An 18,860-nucleotide genomic window follows, 5' to 3' on the forward strand; every position below is an offset into this window, starting at 1 on the left:
CTATTGCAAATGCAAATAGTTATCAATAATATTATCAATAAAGAATGACAATTAATTAAAAAAGTCACGCGATACATAGGGTTAATGACTGAATGTTAACGACAGGAAGCGAGGAGTGGTGGCGAACCCTGCAGGGACCGCAGTCCCGGGCGGTGGATGACGCCATCGAGGTGACGTTCTGGTGGCGGGATCCGGCGGGGGATGAAACGCGTTCTCCACGCCGTCGGGTATGGCTCTATATCACCGGCGTGACCGACCACCATCAAAATGCGCGACCGCAATCGCTGCAACGTCTGCCCGGGACCGACGCCTGGTGCTGGCGAACCACGCTGTCGCCGACCTGGCGCGGCAGCTACTGCTTTATTCCCTCCGACCGTGACGATGATTTTTCCCCTGAGGTGTTCAGCGCCGATAAGCCGGACCGCGCGCTGCTGCGCGAAGGCTGGCGCAAACTGCTGCCGCGGGCGATAGCCGATCCGCTGAACCCGCACAGCTGGCGGGGCGGACGCGGCCATGGCGTCTCCGCCCTGGAGATGCCGCAGGCGCCGGCGCAACCCGGCTGGGATCTGCTTAATGAGGCGCATCCTCCCGCCCGTTGCCTTGAGTGGCGCAGCGCGCGTCTGGGCAACCATCGCCGGGTCTGGATCTACACCCCCGGCGAGGCCGTCGACCCGCAAACGCGGCCCCTGGCGATCCTGCTTGACGGCCAGTTCTGGGCCGAAAGCATGCCGGTGTGGTCACCGCTGGCCGCGCTGACCCGCGAGGGGAGGCTGCCGCCGGCGGTCTACCTGCTGATCGACGCGATCGACAACCAGCGCCGCGGGGTTGAGCTGCCCTGTCATCGCGATTTCTGGCTGGCGGTGCAGGAGGAGCTCCTGCCGCTGGTCCGTGGTCACGTCCCGTTCAGCGACCGCCCGGAGCGGACGGTGGTGGCCGGGCAAAGCTTCGGCGGCCTGGCGGCAATGTTCGCCGCCCTCAACTGGCCGCAGCGCTTTGGCTGCGTGCTCAGCCAGTCAGGCTCCTACTGGTGGCCGCATCGCGATGGCAGCGGGACGGGCTTTATCGGCGAACGTCTCCGCCAGGGCGAGGCGTCCTCGGCCGGGCTGCGCATCTGGCTGGAAGCGGGCCAGCGTGAACCGATTATTTTTCGCGCCAACCAGGCGCTGCTGGCGCAACTTACCACAACGCAGCAGACGATTTTCTGGCGTCAGGTTGACGGCGGGCATGATGCGCTTTGCTGGCGCGGCGGGCTGACGGCGGGGCTGATCCAGCTCTGGCAGCCTCTGCTGTCGCCCCCTTAGCACAGCGCTTTACGACAGGAGTTTGATATGCAATTCAGTAACCCCTTCGACAATCCGCAAGGGCAGTTTTACATTCTGCGCAATGACCAGCGGCAGTTCAGCCTGTGGCCGGGGCATTGCGCGCTGCCTGCCGGCTGGACGGTGGTGTGTCCTCCGCAGTCGGTCGAGGCGTGCAACGCCTGGCTGGCGGCCAACTGGCCGACACTGACCCCCGCCCATCATGCGGCATAAGGAGCTGACCATGACCACTCGTTTACCGCTGGTTGCCGCGCAGCCGGGGATCTGGATGGCCGAGCGCCTCTCCACTCTGCCTGGCGCCTGGAGCGTGGCCCACTATGTTGAACTGCGCGGCGCGCTCGACCCGGCGCTGCTGGGTAAGGCGATTGTCGCCGGGCTGCAGCAGGCGGATACCCTCAGCCTGCGCTTTGAGGAAGAGGAAGGGGAAGTCTGGCAGTGGCTGGCGGCGGAACGCACCTTTGGCGAACCGCCGATCGTTGACCTGCGTACGGCGCCGGATCCGCACCGCGCCGCCACGGAGCGGATGCAGGCGGATCTGGCGCAGGATCTGCGCGTCGACGGCGGCAACCCGCTGGTGTGCCATCAGCTGCTGCGCGTCGGCAACGACCACTGGTACTGGTATCAGCGCTATCACCACTTGCTGGTGGATGGCTTCAGTTTCCCGGCGATTACCCGACAGATCGCCGCCATTTACCGCGCCTGGCAGCGTGGAGAAGCCACCCCGGAATCGCCTTTCACCCCCTTTGCTGAAGTGGTGGACGAGTACCAGCGCTACGCCGGCAGCGAGGCCTGGCAGCGGGATAAAGCCTTCTGGCAGGCCCAGCGCCAGGCGTTACCGGCTCCCGCCTCGCTCTCTGCCGCCCCGCTGGGCGGGCGCGCCGCCGGGAGCGATATCTGGCGGATGAAGCTGGCGATGAACGCCGACGCCTTCCGCCGCCTGGCCGGCCATGCGCCGCAGTGTCAGCCCGCTGACCTGGCGCTGGCGCTCACCACGCTGTGGCTGGGCCGCCTGTGCAACCGGATGAACTACGCGGCGGGCTTTATCTTTATGCGCCGGATGGGCTCAGCGGCGCTGACCTCGACGGGGCCGGTGCTCAACGTCCTGCCTCTGGCGGTGCATATTGACGCCCAGGAGACGCTGGCGGACCTGGCGATGCGCCTCGCCGCGCAGCTGAAAAAGATGCGCCGCCATCAGCGCTATGACGCCGAGCAGATCGTCCGCGACAGCGGCAAAGCGGCCGGGGACGAACCGCTGTTCGGCCCGGTGCTGAACGTCAAAGTCTTTGATTACCAGGTGGATATCGACGGCGTCGAGGCGGTGACTCACACCCTCGCCACCGGCCCGGTCAACGACCTCGAGCTGGCGCTGTTCCCGGATGAGACCGGCGGGCTGTCGCTGGAGATCCTCGCTAACAAGGCCCGGTACGATGAAGCCGAGCTGCGTCGCCACATGGCGCGACTGACCGCGCTGCTGGCGCAGTTTGCCGCCGATCCGACGCTACGCTGCGGCGAAGCGGAGATGCTCTCCGCCGACGAGCAGGCCCGGCTGGCGGCGGTCAACGATACCGCTATGCCGCTGCCCGCCACCACCCTCAGCGCGCTGGTGGCCGACCAGGCGCGGAAGACCCCGGATGCTCCGGCGCTGGCGGATGCTAACTGGCAGTTCAGCTATCGTGAGATGCGTCAGCAGGTGGTGGCGCTCGCGCAGCTGCTGCGTCAGCGCGGCGTGAAGCCGGGCGACAGCGTGGCGGTGGCCCTGCCGCGCTCGGTGTTCCTGACCCTGGCGCTGCATGGCATTGTCGAAGCGGGAGCCGCCTGGCTGCCGCTGGACACTGGCTACCCGGACGACCGCCTGCGGATGATGCTGGAAGACGCCCGGCCGTCGCTGCTGATCGCCACGGAGGATCAGCTGGCCCGCTTCAGCGATATCCCCGGGCTGGAGAGCCTCTGCTACCAGCAGCCGCTGGCCGTTGCGGATGACGCGCCGCTGGCGCTGTCAAAACCGGAGCATACCGCCTATATCATCTTTACCTCTGGCTCCACCGGGCGGCCAAAAGGGGTGATGGTCGGCCAGACCGCCATCGTCAACCGCCTGCTGTGGATGCAGGATCGTTATCCGTTATCTGCCGACGACGTGGTGGCGCAGAAAACGCCGTGCAGTTTTGACGTTTCGGTGTGGGAGTTCTGGTGGCCGTTTATCGCCGGCGCGCAGCTGGTGATGGCCGAGCCGGAGGCGCACCGCGACCCGCAGGCGATGCAGCAGTTCTTCGCCCACTACGGCGTGACCACCACCCACTTTGTGCCGTCGATGCTGGCGGCGTTTGTCGCCTCGCTGGATGCCGACAGCGTGGCCGCCTGCCGCACGCTGCGGCGGGTATTCTGCAGCGGCGAAGCGCTGCCGACAGAATTGTGCCGCGAATGGGAGCGCTTGACCGGCGCGCCGCTGCATAACCTGTACGGCCCGACGGAAGCGGCGGTGGACGTCAGCTGGTATCCGGCCTGCGGGCCTGAGCTGGCGGCGGTGACTGGCAGCAGCGTGCCGATTGGCTGGCCGGTATGGAACACCGGGCTGCGCATTCTTGATGCCGCGATGCGCCCGGTGCCGCCGGGGGTGGCCGGGGATCTCTATCTCACCGGCATTCAGCTGGCGCAGGGCTATCTGGGGCGTCCGGACCTCACCGCCAGCCGCTTTATCGCCGACCCGTTTGCCCCCGGCGAGCGGATGTATCGCACCGGCGACGTGGCGCGCTGGCTGGCGAACGGCGCGGTGGAGTATCTTGGCCGCAGCGACGATCAGCTGAAGATCCGCGGGCAGCGCATCGAGCTTGGCGAGATTGACCGGGTGATGTCGGCCCTGCCGGACGTGGCGCAGGCGGTGAGTCACGCCTGTGTCTTCAACCAGGCGGCGGCGACCGGCGGCGATGCCCGGCAGCTGGTGGGCTATCTGGTCTCTGACTCCGGCCTGCCGCTGGATACCGCGGCGCTGAAAGCGCGGCTGGCGGAACAGCTGCCGCCGCATATGGTCCCGGTGGTGCTGATGCAGCTCCCCGACCTGCCGCTCAGTGCCAATGGCAAACTGGACCGCAAAGCGCTGCCGCTGCCGACCCTCGGCGGCGAGCGCAGCGGCCGGCCGCCGGAGCCCGGGATGGAAACCGTTGTCGCAGCCGCCTTCAGTCAGCTGCTGGGCTGCGAGGTGAATGATATCGACGCTGATTTCTTCGCCCTCGGCGGCCATTCGCTGCTGGCGATGCGCCTGGCGGCGCAGCTCAGCCGCCAGCTGGCGCGGCAGGTGACCCCGGGGCAGGTGATGGTGGCCTCGACGGTGGGCAAACTGAGCGCGCTGCTGGCCGCCGATCTCAGCGATGAGCAGGCTCAGCGCCTGGGGCTGGATGCGCTTCTGCCGCTGCGCGAGAGCGACGGCCCAACGCTGTTCTGTTTCCATCCGGCCTCCGGCTTCGCCTGGCAGTTCAGCGTGCTCGCGCGCTATCTCAGCCCGCGCTGGTCGATTACCGGTATTCAGTCGCCGCGCCCGCAGGGGCCGATGGCCGGCGCCGCCAGCCTCGACGAGGTGTGCGAGCATCATCTGCAAACGCTGTTGGCGCAGCAGCCGCACGGTTCTTATTACCTGTTCGGTTATTCGCTCGGCGGTACCTTAGCCCAGGGCATTGCCGCCCGCTTGCGCCAGCGCGGCGAAGCGGTGGCCTTCCTCGGCCTGCTGGATACCTGGCCGCCGGAGACGCAAAACTGGGCGGAGAAAGAAGCGAACGGGCTGGATCCGGCGGTGCTGGCGGAAATTGCCCGCGAGCGCGAAGCGTTCCTCGCCGCCCAGCAGGGGCAAGCCTCCGGCGAGCTGTTCAGCGCCATCGAAGGCAACTATGCCGACGCGGTGCGGCTGTTAACCACCGCGCACAGCGCGAAGTTTGACGGCAAGGCGACGCTGTTCGTGGCGGAGAAGACGCGGCAGGCGGGGATGGATCCGCAGGTCGTATGGGGCCCGTGGGTGGGCGAGCTGGAGGTGTTCAGCCAGAACTGCGCCCACGTCGACATTATCTCCCCGCAGGCCTTTGAAGCCATCGGCCCGGTGGTCAGGGAGATTCTGGGATAACGGTTGAGTTCGGGCTACAGCAGGTAGCCCGGCTCAGCGTCGCGCAAGCCGGGGAAAGGGGAAATTACCGGCGGCCCAGCGGCACCACCAGCGGCGTATGCGCCACCGGATCCTCAATGATCGTGCAGCGCAGACCGTAAATCCGTTCAATCAGATCCGCCGTGACGATCTCCTTCGGCGCCCCCTCGGCGACGATCTTACCGTCGCGCAGGGCGATCAGGTGGGTGGCGTAGCGGCAGGCCTGGTTAAGATCGTGCAGCACCGCCGCCAGGGTATAGCCCTTCTCGCGATTCAGCTCGCTCAACAGCTCCAGCAGGTCGATCTGATGGCTGATGTCCAGCCAGGTGGTCGGCTCATCCAGCAGCATAATCGCCGTCTCCTGGGCCAGCACCATCGCAATCCACGCCCGCTGCCGCTGGCCGCCGGAAAGCGTATCGACGCTCTGCAGCGCCAGGTCGCTGATCCCGGTGGCCCGCATCGCATTATTCACCGCCGCTTCATCTTCTTTGCGCCAGCGGGTGAACAGCGGCTGGTGCGGGTAGCGCCCGCGGGCCACCAGCTCCTGCACCGTAATATCGCCAGGAGTGGTGGCATTTTGCGCCAGCAAGCCGATGCGGCGGGCGACCTCTTTACTGGCGTACTGCTGGATCTGCGCGCCGTCGAGCCAGACATGGCCGCTGGCCGGCGTCATCAGACGGCTGAGGGTGCGCAGCAGCGTCGACTTGCCGCAGCCGTTGGGGCCGATAATGGCGGTGAAGTGGCCGTCAGGGATGGTCACGTTCAGCGACTCGGCGATGGTCTTGTTCCCGTAGGCCAGGGTTAACTGCTCGCCGCGCAAACGGGAGGGGACAGCACTCATTTTTTGCGGGACTCCTGAATCAATAATGCAATAAGGTAAATACCGCCGAGGCTGACGGTTAGTACGCCCACCGGCAGCTGCCAGGGCATAAACAGCCGCTGGGCGCCGTAATCGGCCAGCGCCAGCAGCAGCGCGCCGCACAGGGCCGACTGGGTCAATCCCCAGCGGGCCGTGCCGCTCAGGCGGCGGGCGATGTGCGGCGCCACCAGCGCGATAAATGAGATGGGCCCGGCCAGCGCCGTCGAGGCGGCGGTGAGCACCACCGCCACCAGCATCAGCAGCAGGCGCGAACGCTCGACCTGCACGCCCAGCGCGCAGGCGGTATCGTCGCCCATCTCCAGCAGCCGCATCCGACGAACCAGCAGGGCGCTGCCCACCAGCATCAGCAGGATCAGCGGCGCCGACGGCCAGGTTTTACCCCAGGTCAGGCCGTTAAGCGATCCGGCGTTCCACAGGCCCGCAGAAAGGGCGGTCTCCAGCGAGGCGCGCAGCAGCAGCCAGGTGTTGAAGGCCACCAGCATGGCGCGTACGCCGATGCCGATAATAATCAGGCGGAAGGTCTCGATCCCGTTGCGCCAGGCCAGCAGCCAGACCACCAGCGAGGTGAGTACCCCGCCGGCCATCGCCGCCAGGGCAATCGCCGTCAGGTTCTGGCCGAAGAGAACCATCGCCACCAGCACGCCGCTCCAGGCGCCGGTGTTAAAGCCCATCACGTCCGGGCTGCCGAGCGGGTTACGGGTCAGCGACTGGAAAATGGCGCCGCTGACGCCGAGCGCGGCGCCGATGAGCAGCGCCATTAACACCCGCGGCAGCCGCCATTCGTTCACCACCATCGCGACGTTGCGCGGCGCGTCGCCGAACAGGGCGGAGAAGACCTGGTCAATCGTTAGCGGCACCGGGCCTTGCGCCAGCCCGAGCAGGGAAATCAACAGACTGGCGGCCAACAGCAGCAGACAGCTGGCTATCAGGCGGCGGGACGGGGCAATCACAGGTCACCTCCGCGCGGCTGGCGCCGCACCAGCCAGATCAGCACCGGCGCGCCGAGAAAGGCGCTCACCACCGATACCCGCAGTTCGCCGGGCACCAGCAGGCGGCCAATCACGTCGGCAAACAGCAGCAGGGCCGGGGTGGCCAGCAGGGTGACCGGCAGCGACCAGCGATGATCAGCCCCCACCAGCCAGCGCGCCATATGCGGCATCATCAGGCCGATAAAGGCGATCGGGCCGACCACGGCGGTGGCGCTGCCGCACAGGACGGTAATCACAATCAGGCCGATCAGCTGGGTGCGGGCGACGCGGCTGCCGAGGGCGGTGGCGGTATCGTTGCCGAGGCTCAGGCTGTTAAGCGCCCGGCTCAGCAGCAGGGCGGCGATCCCCGCCATCGCCACCGGCAGCAGGACAATTTTCAGGGTTTGCAGGGTGCGGATATCCAGCGAACCGGCCTGCCAGAAACGCAGCTGATCGTAGACGTCCGGGTTGAGCAGGGCGATGCCGTTGGACAGCCCCTCCAGTACCGCCGCGAGGGCGACCCCGGCGAGGGTGAGGCGCACCGGGCTCAGCTGGCCGCCGCCCTGACTGCCGGTGAAGGCCACCAGCAGCGAGGCGCAGAGCGCGCCGCAAAACGCCAGCAGCAGCTGTTCCTGCGGGGAGGTGATCCCGAACAGCGCCGCGCCGAGGACGATGGCGAAGCTGGCGCCGGAGTTGACCCCCAGCAGGCCGGGGTCGGCCAGCGGGTTACGGGTGAGCGTTTGCATCAGCGCGCCGGCGAGGCCGAGGGCGACGCCGGCCAGCAGACCGGCCAGGGTGCGCGGCAGGCGCGCGTCCAGCACGATGGTGCAGTCGGCGCTTTGACAGGTTCCGCTAAAGGCGGTGAATACCGTGCCGATCGGCAACGATTTGGCGCCGATGGTCAGGCTAAGCGCGGCGGCTAAGGCGAGTAACAGCAACAATCCGGGCACGGCGACAGAGCGTACCGCGGTCGTAGAAAACGACATAACTGACATCCCTGATATGATAATGATAGTAATTATCGTTATCGATTTTATTCAGCTATGGTAGCATGACCCACAGTAAAAAGGGTATTAAAAATAACGACAAGGCGCTGTAATGAACCGACAATCCTGGCTGCTCAACCTCAGCCTGCTGAAAACTCACCCGGCGTTTCGCGCCGTTTTTATCGCTCGCTTTATCTCTATTCTGTCGCTTGGCCTGCTGGGCGTGGCCATCCCGGTGCAGATCCAGATGATGACCCATTCGACCTGGCAGGTCGGGTTGTCGGTGACGCTGACCGGCGCGTCGATGTTTATTGGCCTGATGGTGGGGGGCGTACTGGCCGACCGCTATGAGCGCAAACGCCTGATCCTGCTGGCGCGCGGCACCTGCGGCGTGGGCTTTGTCGGCCTGTGTCTGAACGCCCTGCTGCCGGAGCCGTCGCTGGCGGCGATCTACCTGCTGGGGATCTGGGATGGGTTCTTCGCTTCGTTGGGGGTGACCGCGCTGCTGGCGGCGACGCCGGCGCTGGTGGGGCGGGAAAATCTGATGCAGGCCGGGGCCATCACTATGCTCACGGTGCGCCTGGGCTCGGTGATTTCGCCGATGATCGGCGGCCTGCTGCTGGCCTCCGGCGGCGTGGCCTGGAATTTCGGCCTGGCGGCGGCGGGGACCTTTATCACCACCTTAACCCTGCTGCGTCTGCCACAGCTGCCGCCGCCTCCGCAGCCGCGCGAGCATCCGCTGCGTTCCCTGCTGGCGGGGCTGACCTTCCTCTGCCAGAGTCCGCTTATCGGCGGGATTGCGCTGCTCGGCGGCCTGCTGACCATGGCCAGCGCGGTGCGGGTCCTCTATCCGGCGCTGGCCGGGAGTTGGCAGATGTCGGCAGGGCAGATTGGCCTGCTGTACGCCGCGATCCCGCTCGGCGCGGCGCTGGGGGCATTGACCAGCGGCCAGCTGGCCCAGACCGTGCGGCCGGGTGCGCTGATGCTGGCGACGACGGTGTGCTCCTTTGTCGCCATTGCGCTGTTCAGCCTGATGCCGCACTGGGCGTTGGGCGCGCTGTGCCTGGCGCTGTTTGGCTGGCTGAGCGCTATTAGCTCGCTGCTGCAGTACACCCTGATCCAGACCCAGACGCCGGAACATATGCTCGGGCGAATTAACGGTCTGTGGACCGCGCAGAACGTTACCGGCGACGCCATCGGCGCGGCGCTGCTCGGCGGGTTAGGGGCGGTGATGACGCCGGTCGCTTCCGCCAGCGCCAGCGGCTGGGCGCTGGCCCTCGTCGGCGTGCTGCTGGTGGGGCTGCTACGCGAGCTGCGCCGTTTCCAGCGCCCGGAAATAGTCAACGAAAGCTGAGTACGGTGTGATTGCCCGGTGGCGGCTACGCCTTACCGGGCCTACGGTACGGCAGGCCGGTGCAAGCTCAGTAGACCGGGCAAGCGCCGCGCCGCCCGGCAAAGCGTTCCGACCGCATACTCGTCATGATGCCCGGTGGCGGCTGCGCCTTACCGGGCCTGGGGTACGGCAGGCCGGTGCAAGCTCAGTAGGCCGGTGCAAGCGCAGCGCCGCCCGGCAAAGCGTCCCGACCGCATACTCGTCATGATGCCCGGTGGCGGCTGCGCCTTACCGGGCCTGGGGTACGGCAGGTCGGTGCAAGCTCAGTAGGCCGGGCAAGCGCCGCGCCGCCCGGCAAGGTGTTCCGACCGCGTACCCGTCCTGATGCCCGGTGGCGGCTACGCCTTACCGGGCCTGGGGTCTGGCCTGGAGGGCGCAAGCATTGTAGGCCGGTGCAAGCGTAGCGCCGCCCGGCAATGTGTTCCGACCGCGTACCCGTCCTGATGCCCGGTGGCGGCTGCGCCTTACCGGGCCGAAGGTCTGGCCTGGAGGGCGTAAGCATTGTAGGCCGGTGCAAGCGTAGCGCCGCCCGGCAAGGTGTTCCGACCGCGTACCCGTCCTGATGCCCGGTGGCGGCTGCGCCTTACCGGGCCTACGATACGGCAAGCCGGTGCAAGCTCAGTAGGCCGGGCAAGCGCAGCGCCGCCCGGCAAAGCGTTCAGGCTGCGTTCCCGTCCCGATGGCACGGCCCGCGTTAGCCGAACAGGCTGGAGAGACGCTGGAGCACCAGCAGGGCGCTGTAGTAGTCAAGACGGAAGGTCTCGGTGCCCAGCGGGTAAACGCGTTTGCCTTCGACCGCCGGGAGATGCGCCAGCAGCGGGTTGGCGTAAATGGCATCGACATCTTTCTGGTCGCCGGCGAACAGGAACAGGCTCTGGCCGTTCAGACCGGCGGCCAGGTTCTCCCCGCCCAGCTGCACGATATCGTGGCGTTTGCCTTGACTATGGCTGGCGGGCAGGCCGCCCGGCAGCGTCGCCAGGCTAAAGCCCAGCTGTTCGAGCATCTGCCCCTGGGCCGATTCCGGCGTCCAGATATTGGCGCTGTGCGCGGCGGCGGTATAGACGAGGGCGGTGACCGGCTGCGGCGGCAGCTTCATTTTTTCTTTTAACGAAACGAGCTGTTTATTGAAGTCGGCGATGCGCGCGCTGGCCTGTTGCTCATGGCCGGTGATCTGTCCCAACTGGGTAAGCAGCGTTTGCCAGCTTTTATCGTCATAGTTGATGACCAGCGTCGGGGCGATCGTTTTGAGCTGATCGTACAGCGGCAGGGCGGAGTCGCCGCCGGTGGCGCTCACCAGGATCAGATCCGGCATCTGGGCGGCCACCGCTTCCGCGCTCGGTTCGCCGATGTACAGCCGCGTCAGCTTGCGGGCTTTGGCGACCTCACTCCACTGGCGCAGAAAGCCCTGGCTATCGGCCACGCGGTTGTTCGGGGTGGTGGCGCCGCTGGCGACCACCGGGGCGTCGATCGCCAGCAGCGAGCCGGTGAGGGTCACGCTGGTGGAGACAATGCGCAGCGGCTGGCTCGGCAGGGTGTGCGTCCCGTAGCTGTCGGTGACCTGGCGCGGCCAGTCCGCCGCCTGGGCTGAGGTAATTCCTAAAAACAACAGCATCCCGGCCAGCGCACCGCGGCGGTAAAAAGAAGAGAAGTTCACGTCATCGCATCCTGATTCGAAGGGTAATAAATGCGTCTCATTTTCAACTTTGCGCCGACAGGATGCAAGCCAAAGTGGCGGCGCGATGACGTAACGCGGTTGACATGACGGGCAATACCTTTTAGGTTAGCCAACCAAAATACAAATGATAATTATTCGTAATATATTTATCGTTTTTGGAGGATGATATGGAAACGTCACTGGCTGAGGATGTACAGAAATCTACCCGGACCTTGTCGCCGGACAGCTTCTTCTTTATGTCGCCGTACCGCAGTTTTAGCACCTCAGGCTGCTTCCGCCGCTTCTCAGCGCCCGCCGACGGCGGCGATGCGCTGAATGGCGAGTTCCAGCAGCAGATGGCCGCCGCCTTTGCCGAGGCCCGGGCGGCGGGGATCCGCAAGCCGGTGATGGTTGGGGCCATCCCGTTCGACACCTGTCAGCCTTCCGAGCTCTATATCCCGGAGCGCTGGGAAGCGTTCTCGCGCCCGGAAAAACAGCGTTCCGCCCGCTATGCCGCGCCGCTGGAGGCGATGGAGGTGGTGGAGCGCCGGGAGATCCCGGAACAGGATGCGTTTTTAGCCATGGTGGAACGCGCCGCCGCGCTGACCGCCACGCCGGAAGTGGACAAAGTGGTGCTATCACGACTTATCGATATCACCACCCGCGATCCTGTCGATAGCGGCGCCCTGATGGAGCGACTGATCGCCCAGAACCCCGCCAGCTTCAACTTCCATGTGCCGCTCTCCGACGGCGGCGTGCTGCTGGGCGCCAGCCCGGAGATGCTGCTGCGTAAAGAAGGACCGCACTTCAGCTCGCTGCCGCTGGCCGGCTCCGCCCGCCGCCAGCCGGACGATGTGCTGGACCGCGAAGCGGGCAACAGGCTGCTGGCGTCCGGCAAAGATCGCCACGAGCACGAACTGGTGACCCAGGCGATGAAGAGCGTGCTGGGCCCGCGCAGCAGCCAGCTGTCGCTGCCGGCATCGCCGCAGCTGATCACCACCCCGACGCTCTGGCATCTGGCGACGCCGATCGAGGGCACGGCGCTGGCGGAAGAAAACGCCATGTCGCTGGCCTGCCTGCTGCACCCGACTCCGGCGCTGAGCGGCTTCCCGCACCAGGCGGCGAAGCGCCTGATTGCCGACCTGGAACCCTTCGACCGCCAGCTGTTCGGCGGTATCGTCGGCTGGTGTGACGATGAAGGCAACGGCGAATGGGTGGTGACCATCCGCTGCGCGCGTCTGCAGCAGCGTACGCTGCGCCTGTTTGCCGGCGCGGGCATCGTTCCAGCCTCCTCGCCGCTGGGCGAATGGCGCGAAACCGGCGTCAAACTGACCACCATGCTTAACGTATTTGGCTTGAATTAAGAGGCAAGGATGATTGCATTTACCCGTTGGCCGGATGAGTTCGCGGCCCGCTATCGCCAAAAAGGCTACTGGCAGGATCTGCCATTAACCAATCTGATCACCCGTCACGCGGAAAACGACGCCGTGGCGATTATCGATGGCGATCGACACATTAGCTACCGCCAGTTTAACCAGCGGGTGGACAACCTTGCCTGCTCTCTGCAGCGTCAGGGACTGAAGCGCGGGGAAACCGCGCTGGTGCAGCTCGGCAACGTCGCCGAGTTTTACATCACCTTCTTCGCGCTGCTGCGTATCGGCGTCGCGCCGGTGAACGCGTTGTTCAGCCACCAGCGCAGCGAGCTTAACGCCTACGCCGCGCAGATTAAACCGGCGCTGCTGATCGCCGACCGCGAGCACGCGCTGTTTGCCGACGATAGGTTTCTTCACGCGTTTATCGCTGAACATCCCTCCCTGCGCGTGGCGCTGCTGCGTAACGACGGCGGCGAGCGCGACCTGGCGACGGAGATTAACCGCCCGGCGGATAACTTTATCGCTAACCCAACCCCTGCCGACGAAGTGGCCTTTTTCCAGCTCTCCGGCGGCAGCACCGGGACGCCGAAGCTGATCCCGCGTACCCATAACGACTACGACTACAGCATTCGCCGCAGCAACGAGATCTGCGGGATTAACGCTGAGACGCGCTACCTCAACGCGCTGCCGGCGGCGCATAACTATGCGATGAGCTCCCCGGGGTCGCTGGGCGTTTTCCTCGCCGGCGGGCGGGTGATCCTCGCCGCCGACCCCAGCGCCACCCTCTGTTTCCCGCTGATTGAAAAACATCAGATCAACGTCGCCTCGCTGGTGCCGCCGGCGGTCAGCCTGTGGCTGCAGGCGATCCATGAATGGGGCGGCAATGCCCAGCTGCAGTCGCTGCAGCTGCTGCAGGTCGGCGGCGCGCGCCTGTCGGCGACCCTTGCCGCGCGCATCCCGGCGGAAATTGGCTGCCAGCTGCAGCAGGTGTTCGGCATGGCGGAGGGGCTGGTGAATTACACCCGCCTTAACGACAGCCCTGAGCGGATCATTCATACCCAGGGCTGCCCGATGTGCCCGGATGATGAAGTGTGGGTGGCGGATGCCGACGGCAACCCGCTGCCGCGCGGCGAAGTGGGCCGTCTGATGACTCGCGGGCCGTACACCTTCCGCGGCTACTACAACAGCCCGCAGCATAACGCGGAAGCCTTTGACGCCGACGGGTTTTACTGTTCCGGCGATCTGATATCGATCGATGAAGACGGGTATATCACCGTCCAGGGCCGGGAAAAAGACCAGATCAACCGCGGCGGCGAGAAGATCGCCGCCGAAGAGATCGAAAACCTGCTGCTGCGCCATGAGGCGGTGATCCACGCCGCGCTGGTCAGTATTGAGGACAACCTGCTGGGCGAGAAGAGCTGCGCTTACCTGGTGGCGACCTCGCCGCTGCGCGCCGTCGCGGTGCGCCGCTTCCTGCGCGAGCAGGGAGTGGCTGAATTTAAACTGCCGGACCGCGTGGAGTGCGTTGCCGCGCTGCCGCTGACGCCGGTGGGCAAAGTCGATAAGAAACAATTACGTCAGTGGCTGGCCGAAGGCAAGCTGGGCTGAAGGAGAACAGAAAATGGCAATCCCTAAATTACAGGCTTACGCGCTGCCGGAAGCCAGCGATATCCCGGCGAACAAAGTCAGCTGGGCCTTTGAGCCCTCCCGCGCCGCGCTGCTGATCCACGATATGCAGGAGTATTTCCTCAATTTCTGGGGCGAAAACAGCGCGATGATGGAGAAAGTGGTGGTCAATATCGCCGCCCTGCGCGACTTCTGCAAACAGAACGGCATTCCGGTGTACTACACCGCCCAGCCGAAAGAGCAGAGCGATGAAGATCGCGCGCTGCTGAATGATATGTGGGGGCCGGGGCTGACCCGTTCGCCGGAGCAGCAGCAGGTGATTGCCGCCCTGGCGCCGGATGAAGACGACACCGTGCTGGTGAAATGGCGCTACAGCGCGTTTCATCGCTCGCCGTTGGAGGCGATGCTGAAGGAGAGCGGCCGCGACCAGCTGATCATCACCGGCGTGTATGCCCATATCGGCTGCATGACCACCGCCACCGACGCCTTTATGCGCGATATCAAACCGTTCTTTGTCGCCGACGCGCTGGCGGACTTCAGCCGCGAAGAGCACCTGATGGCGCTGAAATACGTCGCCGGCCGCTCCGGCCGCGTGGTGATGACCGAAGCGCTGTTGCCGCTGCCGGTCTCCAAAGCGGCGCTGCGCGCGCTGATCCTGCCGCTGCTCGACGAATCCGACGAACCGCTGGATGATGAAAATCTGATCGACTACGGTCTGGATTCGGTGCGGATGATGGCCCTGGCCGCCCGCTGGCGCAAAGTGCACGGCGATATCGACTTCGTGATGCTGGCGAAAAACCCGACCATCGACGCCTGGTGGGCGCTGCTTTCCCGCGAGGTGCGATAATGGCGGCGCTGGATTTTCGCGGTCAGACCGTGTGGGTGACCGGCGCAGGTAAAGGGATCGGTTATGCCACCGCGCTGGCTTTTGTGGAGGCCGGCGCCAACGTCACCGGTTTCGACCTCGCCTTTGACGGCGAACGCTACCCGTTTGCGACCGAAACGCTGGACGTCGCCGATGCCGACCGGGTGCGCGAGGTGTGCAGCCGCCTGTTGGCGAATACCGAGCGGTTAGACGTGCTGGTGAACGCCGCCGGGATCCTGCGCATGGGCGCCACCGACCAGCTAAGCGCGGAAGACTGGCAGCAGACCTTCGCGGTCAACGTCGGCGGGGCGTTCAACCTGTTTCAGCAGACGATGGCCCAGTTCCGTCGCCAGCGGGGCGGGGCCATCGTCACCGTCGCCTCCGATGCCGCGCACACGCCGCGCATCGGCATGAGCGCCTATGGCGCCTCGAAGGCGGCGCTGAAAAGCCTGGCGCTGACCGTCGGCCTTGAGCTGGCGGGCAGCGGGGTGCGCTGTAATCTGGTCTCGCCGGGTTCTACCGATACCGATATGCAGCGCACGCTGTGGGTCAGCGACGATGCGGAGCAGCAACGGATCCGCGGTTTCGGCGAGCAGTTTAAGCTCGGCATCCCGCTGGGTAAAATTGCCCGCCCGCAGGAGATTGCTAATACCATTCTGTTCCTCGCCTCTGCTCATGCCAGCCATATCACCCTGCAGGATATCGTGGTGGACGGCGGCTCGACGCTGGGGGCGTAAATGGCCTGGAAACGAGCGCTCACGCTGGCGGCGCTGAACGCCAGCAGCGAAAACACCCTGGTGGCGCATCTGGGGATCGTCTACACCCGGCTGGAGGCGGGGCTGCTGGAGGCGGAGATGCCGGTGGATGCCCGCACCCATCAGCCGTTTGGCCTGCTGCACGGCGGCGCTTCAGCGGCGCTGGCGGAGACGCTGGGGTCGATGGCCGGCTGGCTGATGACCGAAGAGGGGCAGTGCGTGGTGGGCACCGAGCTGAACGCCACCCATCACCGGGCGGTCTCCAGCGGGAAAGTGCGCGGCGAGTGCCGCCCGCTGCATCTTGGCCGGCAGAGCCAGAGCTGGGAGATTGTGGTGTATGACGAGAAGGGGCGGCGCTGCTGCACCTGTCGTCTGGGCACCGCGGTGCTGGGCTAAGCAGCCACGCTTTCCCCGGCTTGCGCTGCGCTGAGCCGGGCTACGTATCGGCGCAATGGGTAGCCCGGATAAGGCGCAGCGCGCCGCCATCCGGGAATCTCCCTGCTCGGCTGTACTTAGCAGGGCTACGGTTTCTGGGTCAGGAAGCCGCTGTTTCCCCGGCTTGCGCTGCGCTTAGCCGGACTACGGATCTGTAGGTCGGGTAAGGCGTTAGCCGCCACCCGACAAACAAACGGCACCGTTCACGATAATCCTTTCATTCATTTTCCTGCCTTAAGTGATCTCGCTAGCAATGTGAGACAAATCTCTGTGGGTGGACGGCATCTGCGCTGTTTCGATGTTGTTAAATTCTGCGTTGTGTTCTAGAAACAAACTGTAACATCCTGATTACCCTACCGGTGGACCACAACAATGAATAATTCAGGGAAATACCTTATCTGGGCACTGCTCTCCGTGATCGGAGCCTTTGCCCTCGGCTACATTGCTTTAAACCGGGGTGAGCAGATCAACGCGCTGTGGATTGTCGTCGCGGCAGTCTGCGTTTATCTGATCGCGTATCGTTTTTACGGCCTGTATATCGCCAAAACCGTGCTCGGCGTCGACCCGACGCGCATGACGCCCGCGGTGCGGCATAACGATGGCCTCGACTATGTCCCGACTGACAAAAAAGTGCTGTTCGGTCACCATTTTGCCGCCATCGCCGGCGCGGGGCCGCTGGTGGGCCCGGTGCTCGCCGCGCAGATGGGCTATCTGCCGGGGATGATCTGGATCCTCGCCGGCGTAGTGCTGGCCGGGGCGGTGCAGGACTTTATGGTGCTGTTCGTTTCCACCCGTCGCGACGGCCGTTCGCTGGGCGAACTGGTGAAAGAGGAGATGGGGGCGACCGCCGGGGTGATTGCCCTGGTGGCGACCTTTATGATCATGGTGATTATCCTCGCGGTGCTGGCGATGATCGTGGTGAAAGCGCTGACCCACAGCCCGTGGGGAACCTATACCGTGGCCTTTACCATTCCGCTGGCGCTGTTTATGGGGATCTATATTCGCTATCTGCGCCCGGGGCGCATTGGCGAAGTGTCGGTGATTGGGCTGATATTGCTGGTGTTCGCCATTATCTCCGGCGGCTGGATAGCGGAAAGCCCGACCTGGGCGCCGTTCTTTGACTTTACCGGCGTCCAGCTCACCTGGATGCTGGTGGGCTACGGCTTTGTCGCCGCGGTGCTGCCGGTCTGGCTGCTGCTGGCCCCGCGCGACTACCTCTCCACCTTCCTGAAAATCGGCACTATCGTCGGTCTGGCGATCGGCATTCTGATTATGCGTCCGACCCTGACCATGCCGGCGCTGACCAAATTTATTGACGGTACTGGCCCGGTATGGACTGGCAACCTGTTCCCGTTCCTGTTTATCACCATCGCTTGCGGCGCGGTGTCGGGCTTCCACGCCCTGATTGCCTCCGGTACCACGCCGAAGATGCTGGCGAATGAAAATCAGGCCTGCTTTATCGGCTACGGCGGCATGCTGATGGAATCCTTCGTGGCGATTATGGCGCTGGTGGCCGCCTGTATCATTGACCCGGGCGTCTACTTCGCGATGAACAGCCCGATGGCGGTGCTGGCGCCGGCGGGAACCACCGATGTGGTGGCCTCGGCGGCGCAGGTGGTGAGCGGTTGGGGCTTTGCGATTACCCCGGAAACGTTGACGCATATCGCCAATGAGGTGGGCGAGCAGTCCATCATCTCTCGCGCCGGCGGGGCGCCTACGCTGGCGGTGGGCATGGCCTACATTCTCCACGGCGCGCTGGGCGGGTTGATGGACGTCTCGTTCTGGTACCACTTCGCCATTCTGTTTGAAGCGCTGTTTATCCTGACGGCGGTGGATGCCGGCACCCGTGCGGCGCGCTTTATGCTGCAGGATCTGCTGGGGGTGATCTCCCCGAACCTGAAGCGTACTGACTCGTTACCGGCTAACCTGCTGGCGACGGCGCTGTGCGTGCTGGCGTGGGGCTACTTCCTCCATCAGGGAGTGGTCGATCCGCTGGGCGGCATTAACACCCTGTGGCCGCTGTTCGGTATCGCCAACCAGATGCTGGCGGGGATGGCGCTGATGCTCTGCGCAGTGGTGCTGTTCAAGATGAAACGTCAGCGCTATGCGTGGGTGGCGCTGGTGCCGACGGCCTGGCTGCTGATCTGTACCCTCACCGCCGGCTGGCAGAAGGCCTTCAGCCCGGACAATAAAGTGGGCTTCCTGGCGATTGCCAACAAGTTCCAGGCGATGATCGACAGCGGCAAAATCCCGGCGCAGTATACCGAGTCGCAGCTGGCGCAGCTGGTGTTTAACAACCGTCTCGATGCCGGGCTGACCATCTTCTTTATGATCGTGGTGGTGGTGCTGGCGCTGTTCTCGATTAAAACCGCGCTGGCGGCGCTGAAAGAGAATAAACCGACGGCGAAAGAGACACCGTATGAGCCAATGCCTGAAAACCTGGACGCGATAGTGACCCAGGCGAAAGGGGCGCATTAACCTGT

Annotated in this window: 14 protein-coding genes; 10 read left to right on the forward strand and 4 right to left on the reverse strand. The window is 65.0% G+C overall.

Annotated features, from left to right (window positions below; all coding sequences use genetic code 11):
• Positions 1 to 92: 92 nt before the first annotated feature.
• Genes fes through entF form a run of 3 tightly spaced genes read left to right on the forward strand, consistent with a single transcriptional unit; the run spans position 93 to position 5,424 of the window.
• Positions 93 to 1,301: an enterochelin esterase gene (fes, locus tag ACOI7Z_RS00670; protein WP_087849784.1), complete on the forward strand. Its 1,209-nt coding sequence runs from the start codon at positions 93 to 95 to the stop codon at positions 1,299 to 1,301.
• A gap of 27 nt (positions 1,302 to 1,328) precedes the next feature.
• The gene (locus tag ACOI7Z_RS00675) at positions 1,329 to 1,532 is read left to right on the forward strand and encodes an MbtH family protein (RefSeq protein WP_032455062.1); all 204 of its coding nucleotides are present in this window, start codon (positions 1,329 to 1,331) and stop codon (positions 1,530 to 1,532) included.
• 10 nt (positions 1,533 to 1,542) lie between these two features.
• Positions 1,543 to 5,424 carry an enterobactin non-ribosomal peptide synthetase EntF gene (gene entF, locus ACOI7Z_RS00680; protein WP_087849783.1) on the forward strand — a complete coding sequence of 1,294 codons (3,882 nt, stop codon included), beginning with the start codon at positions 1,543 to 1,545 and terminating at the stop codon, positions 5,422 to 5,424.
• A gap of 64 nt (positions 5,425 to 5,488) precedes the next feature.
• On the opposite strand, the gene fepC is transcribed toward entF, so the two are convergent.
• The 3 genes from fepC to fepD are packed head-to-tail and all read right to left on the reverse strand — an operon-like array spanning position 5,489 to position 8,276.
• The gene (gene fepC, locus ACOI7Z_RS00685; protein ID WP_032455067.1) at positions 5,489 to 6,283 is read right to left on the reverse strand and encodes an iron-enterobactin ABC transporter ATP-binding protein; all 795 of its coding nucleotides are present in this window, start codon (positions 6,281 to 6,283) and stop codon (positions 5,489 to 5,491) included.
• Complete coding sequence (gene fepG, locus ACOI7Z_RS00690) at positions 6,280 to 7,272, reverse strand: iron-enterobactin ABC transporter permease (protein WP_044521544.1); 993 nt, start codon at positions 7,270 to 7,272, stop codon at positions 6,280 to 6,282. Before fepG ends, fepC begins: the two co-directional genes overlap by 4 nt.
• Positions 7,269 to 8,276 (reverse strand): Fe(3+)-siderophore ABC transporter permease, encoded by a 1,008-nt coding sequence (gene fepD / locus ACOI7Z_RS00695; protein ID WP_087849782.1) that lies wholly within the window; start codon positions 8,274 to 8,276, stop codon positions 7,269 to 7,271. The genes fepG and fepD overlap by 4 nt, the downstream gene beginning before the upstream one ends.
• A 112-nt stretch (positions 8,277 to 8,388) precedes the next feature.
• Between fepD and entS the strand changes: the two genes are divergently transcribed.
• Entirely contained in the window at positions 8,389 to 9,630 is a 1,242-nt protein-coding gene (gene entS, locus ACOI7Z_RS00700; RefSeq protein WP_048334354.1) for an enterobactin transporter EntS, read from the forward strand.
• 733 nt (positions 9,631 to 10,363) lie between these two features.
• Here entS and fepB read toward each other — a convergent pair.
• On the reverse strand, positions 10,364 to 11,323 hold the full coding sequence (fepB, locus tag ACOI7Z_RS00705; protein ID WP_032455076.1) for a Fe2+-enterobactin ABC transporter substrate-binding protein: 960 nt from the start codon (positions 11,321 to 11,323) through the stop codon (positions 10,364 to 10,366).
• Between the two features lie 188 nt (positions 11,324 to 11,511).
• Between fepB and entC the strand changes: the two genes are divergently transcribed.
• The 6 genes from entC (at position 11,512) to cstA (ending at position 18,855) form a co-directional block, all read left to right on the forward strand.
• The gene (gene entC / locus ACOI7Z_RS00710) at positions 11,512 to 12,687 is read left to right on the forward strand and encodes an isochorismate synthase EntC (RefSeq protein WP_087849781.1); all 1,176 of its coding nucleotides are present in this window, start codon (positions 11,512 to 11,514) and stop codon (positions 12,685 to 12,687) included.
• Between the two features lie 9 nt (positions 12,688 to 12,696).
• Complete coding sequence (gene entE / locus ACOI7Z_RS00715) at positions 12,697 to 14,304, forward strand: (2,3-dihydroxybenzoyl)adenylate synthase EntE (protein WP_087849780.1); 1,608 nt, start codon at positions 12,697 to 12,699, stop codon at positions 14,302 to 14,304.
• 13 nt (positions 14,305 to 14,317) lie between these two features.
• Positions 14,318 to 15,169, forward strand: a complete 852-nt coding sequence (entB, locus tag ACOI7Z_RS00720) for an enterobactin biosynthesis bifunctional isochorismatase/aryl carrier protein EntB (protein WP_087849779.1) — start codon at positions 14,318 to 14,320, stop codon at positions 15,167 to 15,169.
• Between the two features lie 8 nt (positions 15,170 to 15,177).
• On the forward strand, positions 15,178 to 15,924 hold the full coding sequence (gene entA, locus ACOI7Z_RS00725; RefSeq protein WP_087672169.1) for a 2,3-dihydro-2,3-dihydroxybenzoate dehydrogenase EntA: 747 nt from the start codon (positions 15,178 to 15,180) through the stop codon (positions 15,922 to 15,924).
• Positions 15,925 to 16,338, forward strand: a complete 414-nt coding sequence (gene entH / locus ACOI7Z_RS00730) for a proofreading thioesterase EntH (protein WP_023319943.1) — start codon at positions 15,925 to 15,927, stop codon at positions 16,336 to 16,338. It abuts the gene before it with no gap.
• A gap of 411 nt (positions 16,339 to 16,749) precedes the next feature.
• Positions 16,750 to 18,855: a pyruvate/proton symporter CstA gene (cstA, locus tag ACOI7Z_RS00735; protein ID WP_087849778.1), complete on the forward strand. Its 2,106-nt coding sequence runs from the start codon at positions 16,750 to 16,752 to the stop codon at positions 18,853 to 18,855.
• Positions 18,856 to 18,860: the final 5 nt, after the last annotated feature.

It is taken from the genome of Klebsiella sp. C283, assembly GCF_048822555.1.
GTDB lineage: Bacteria > Pseudomonadota > Gammaproteobacteria > Enterobacterales > Enterobacteriaceae > Klebsiella > Klebsiella quasipneumoniae.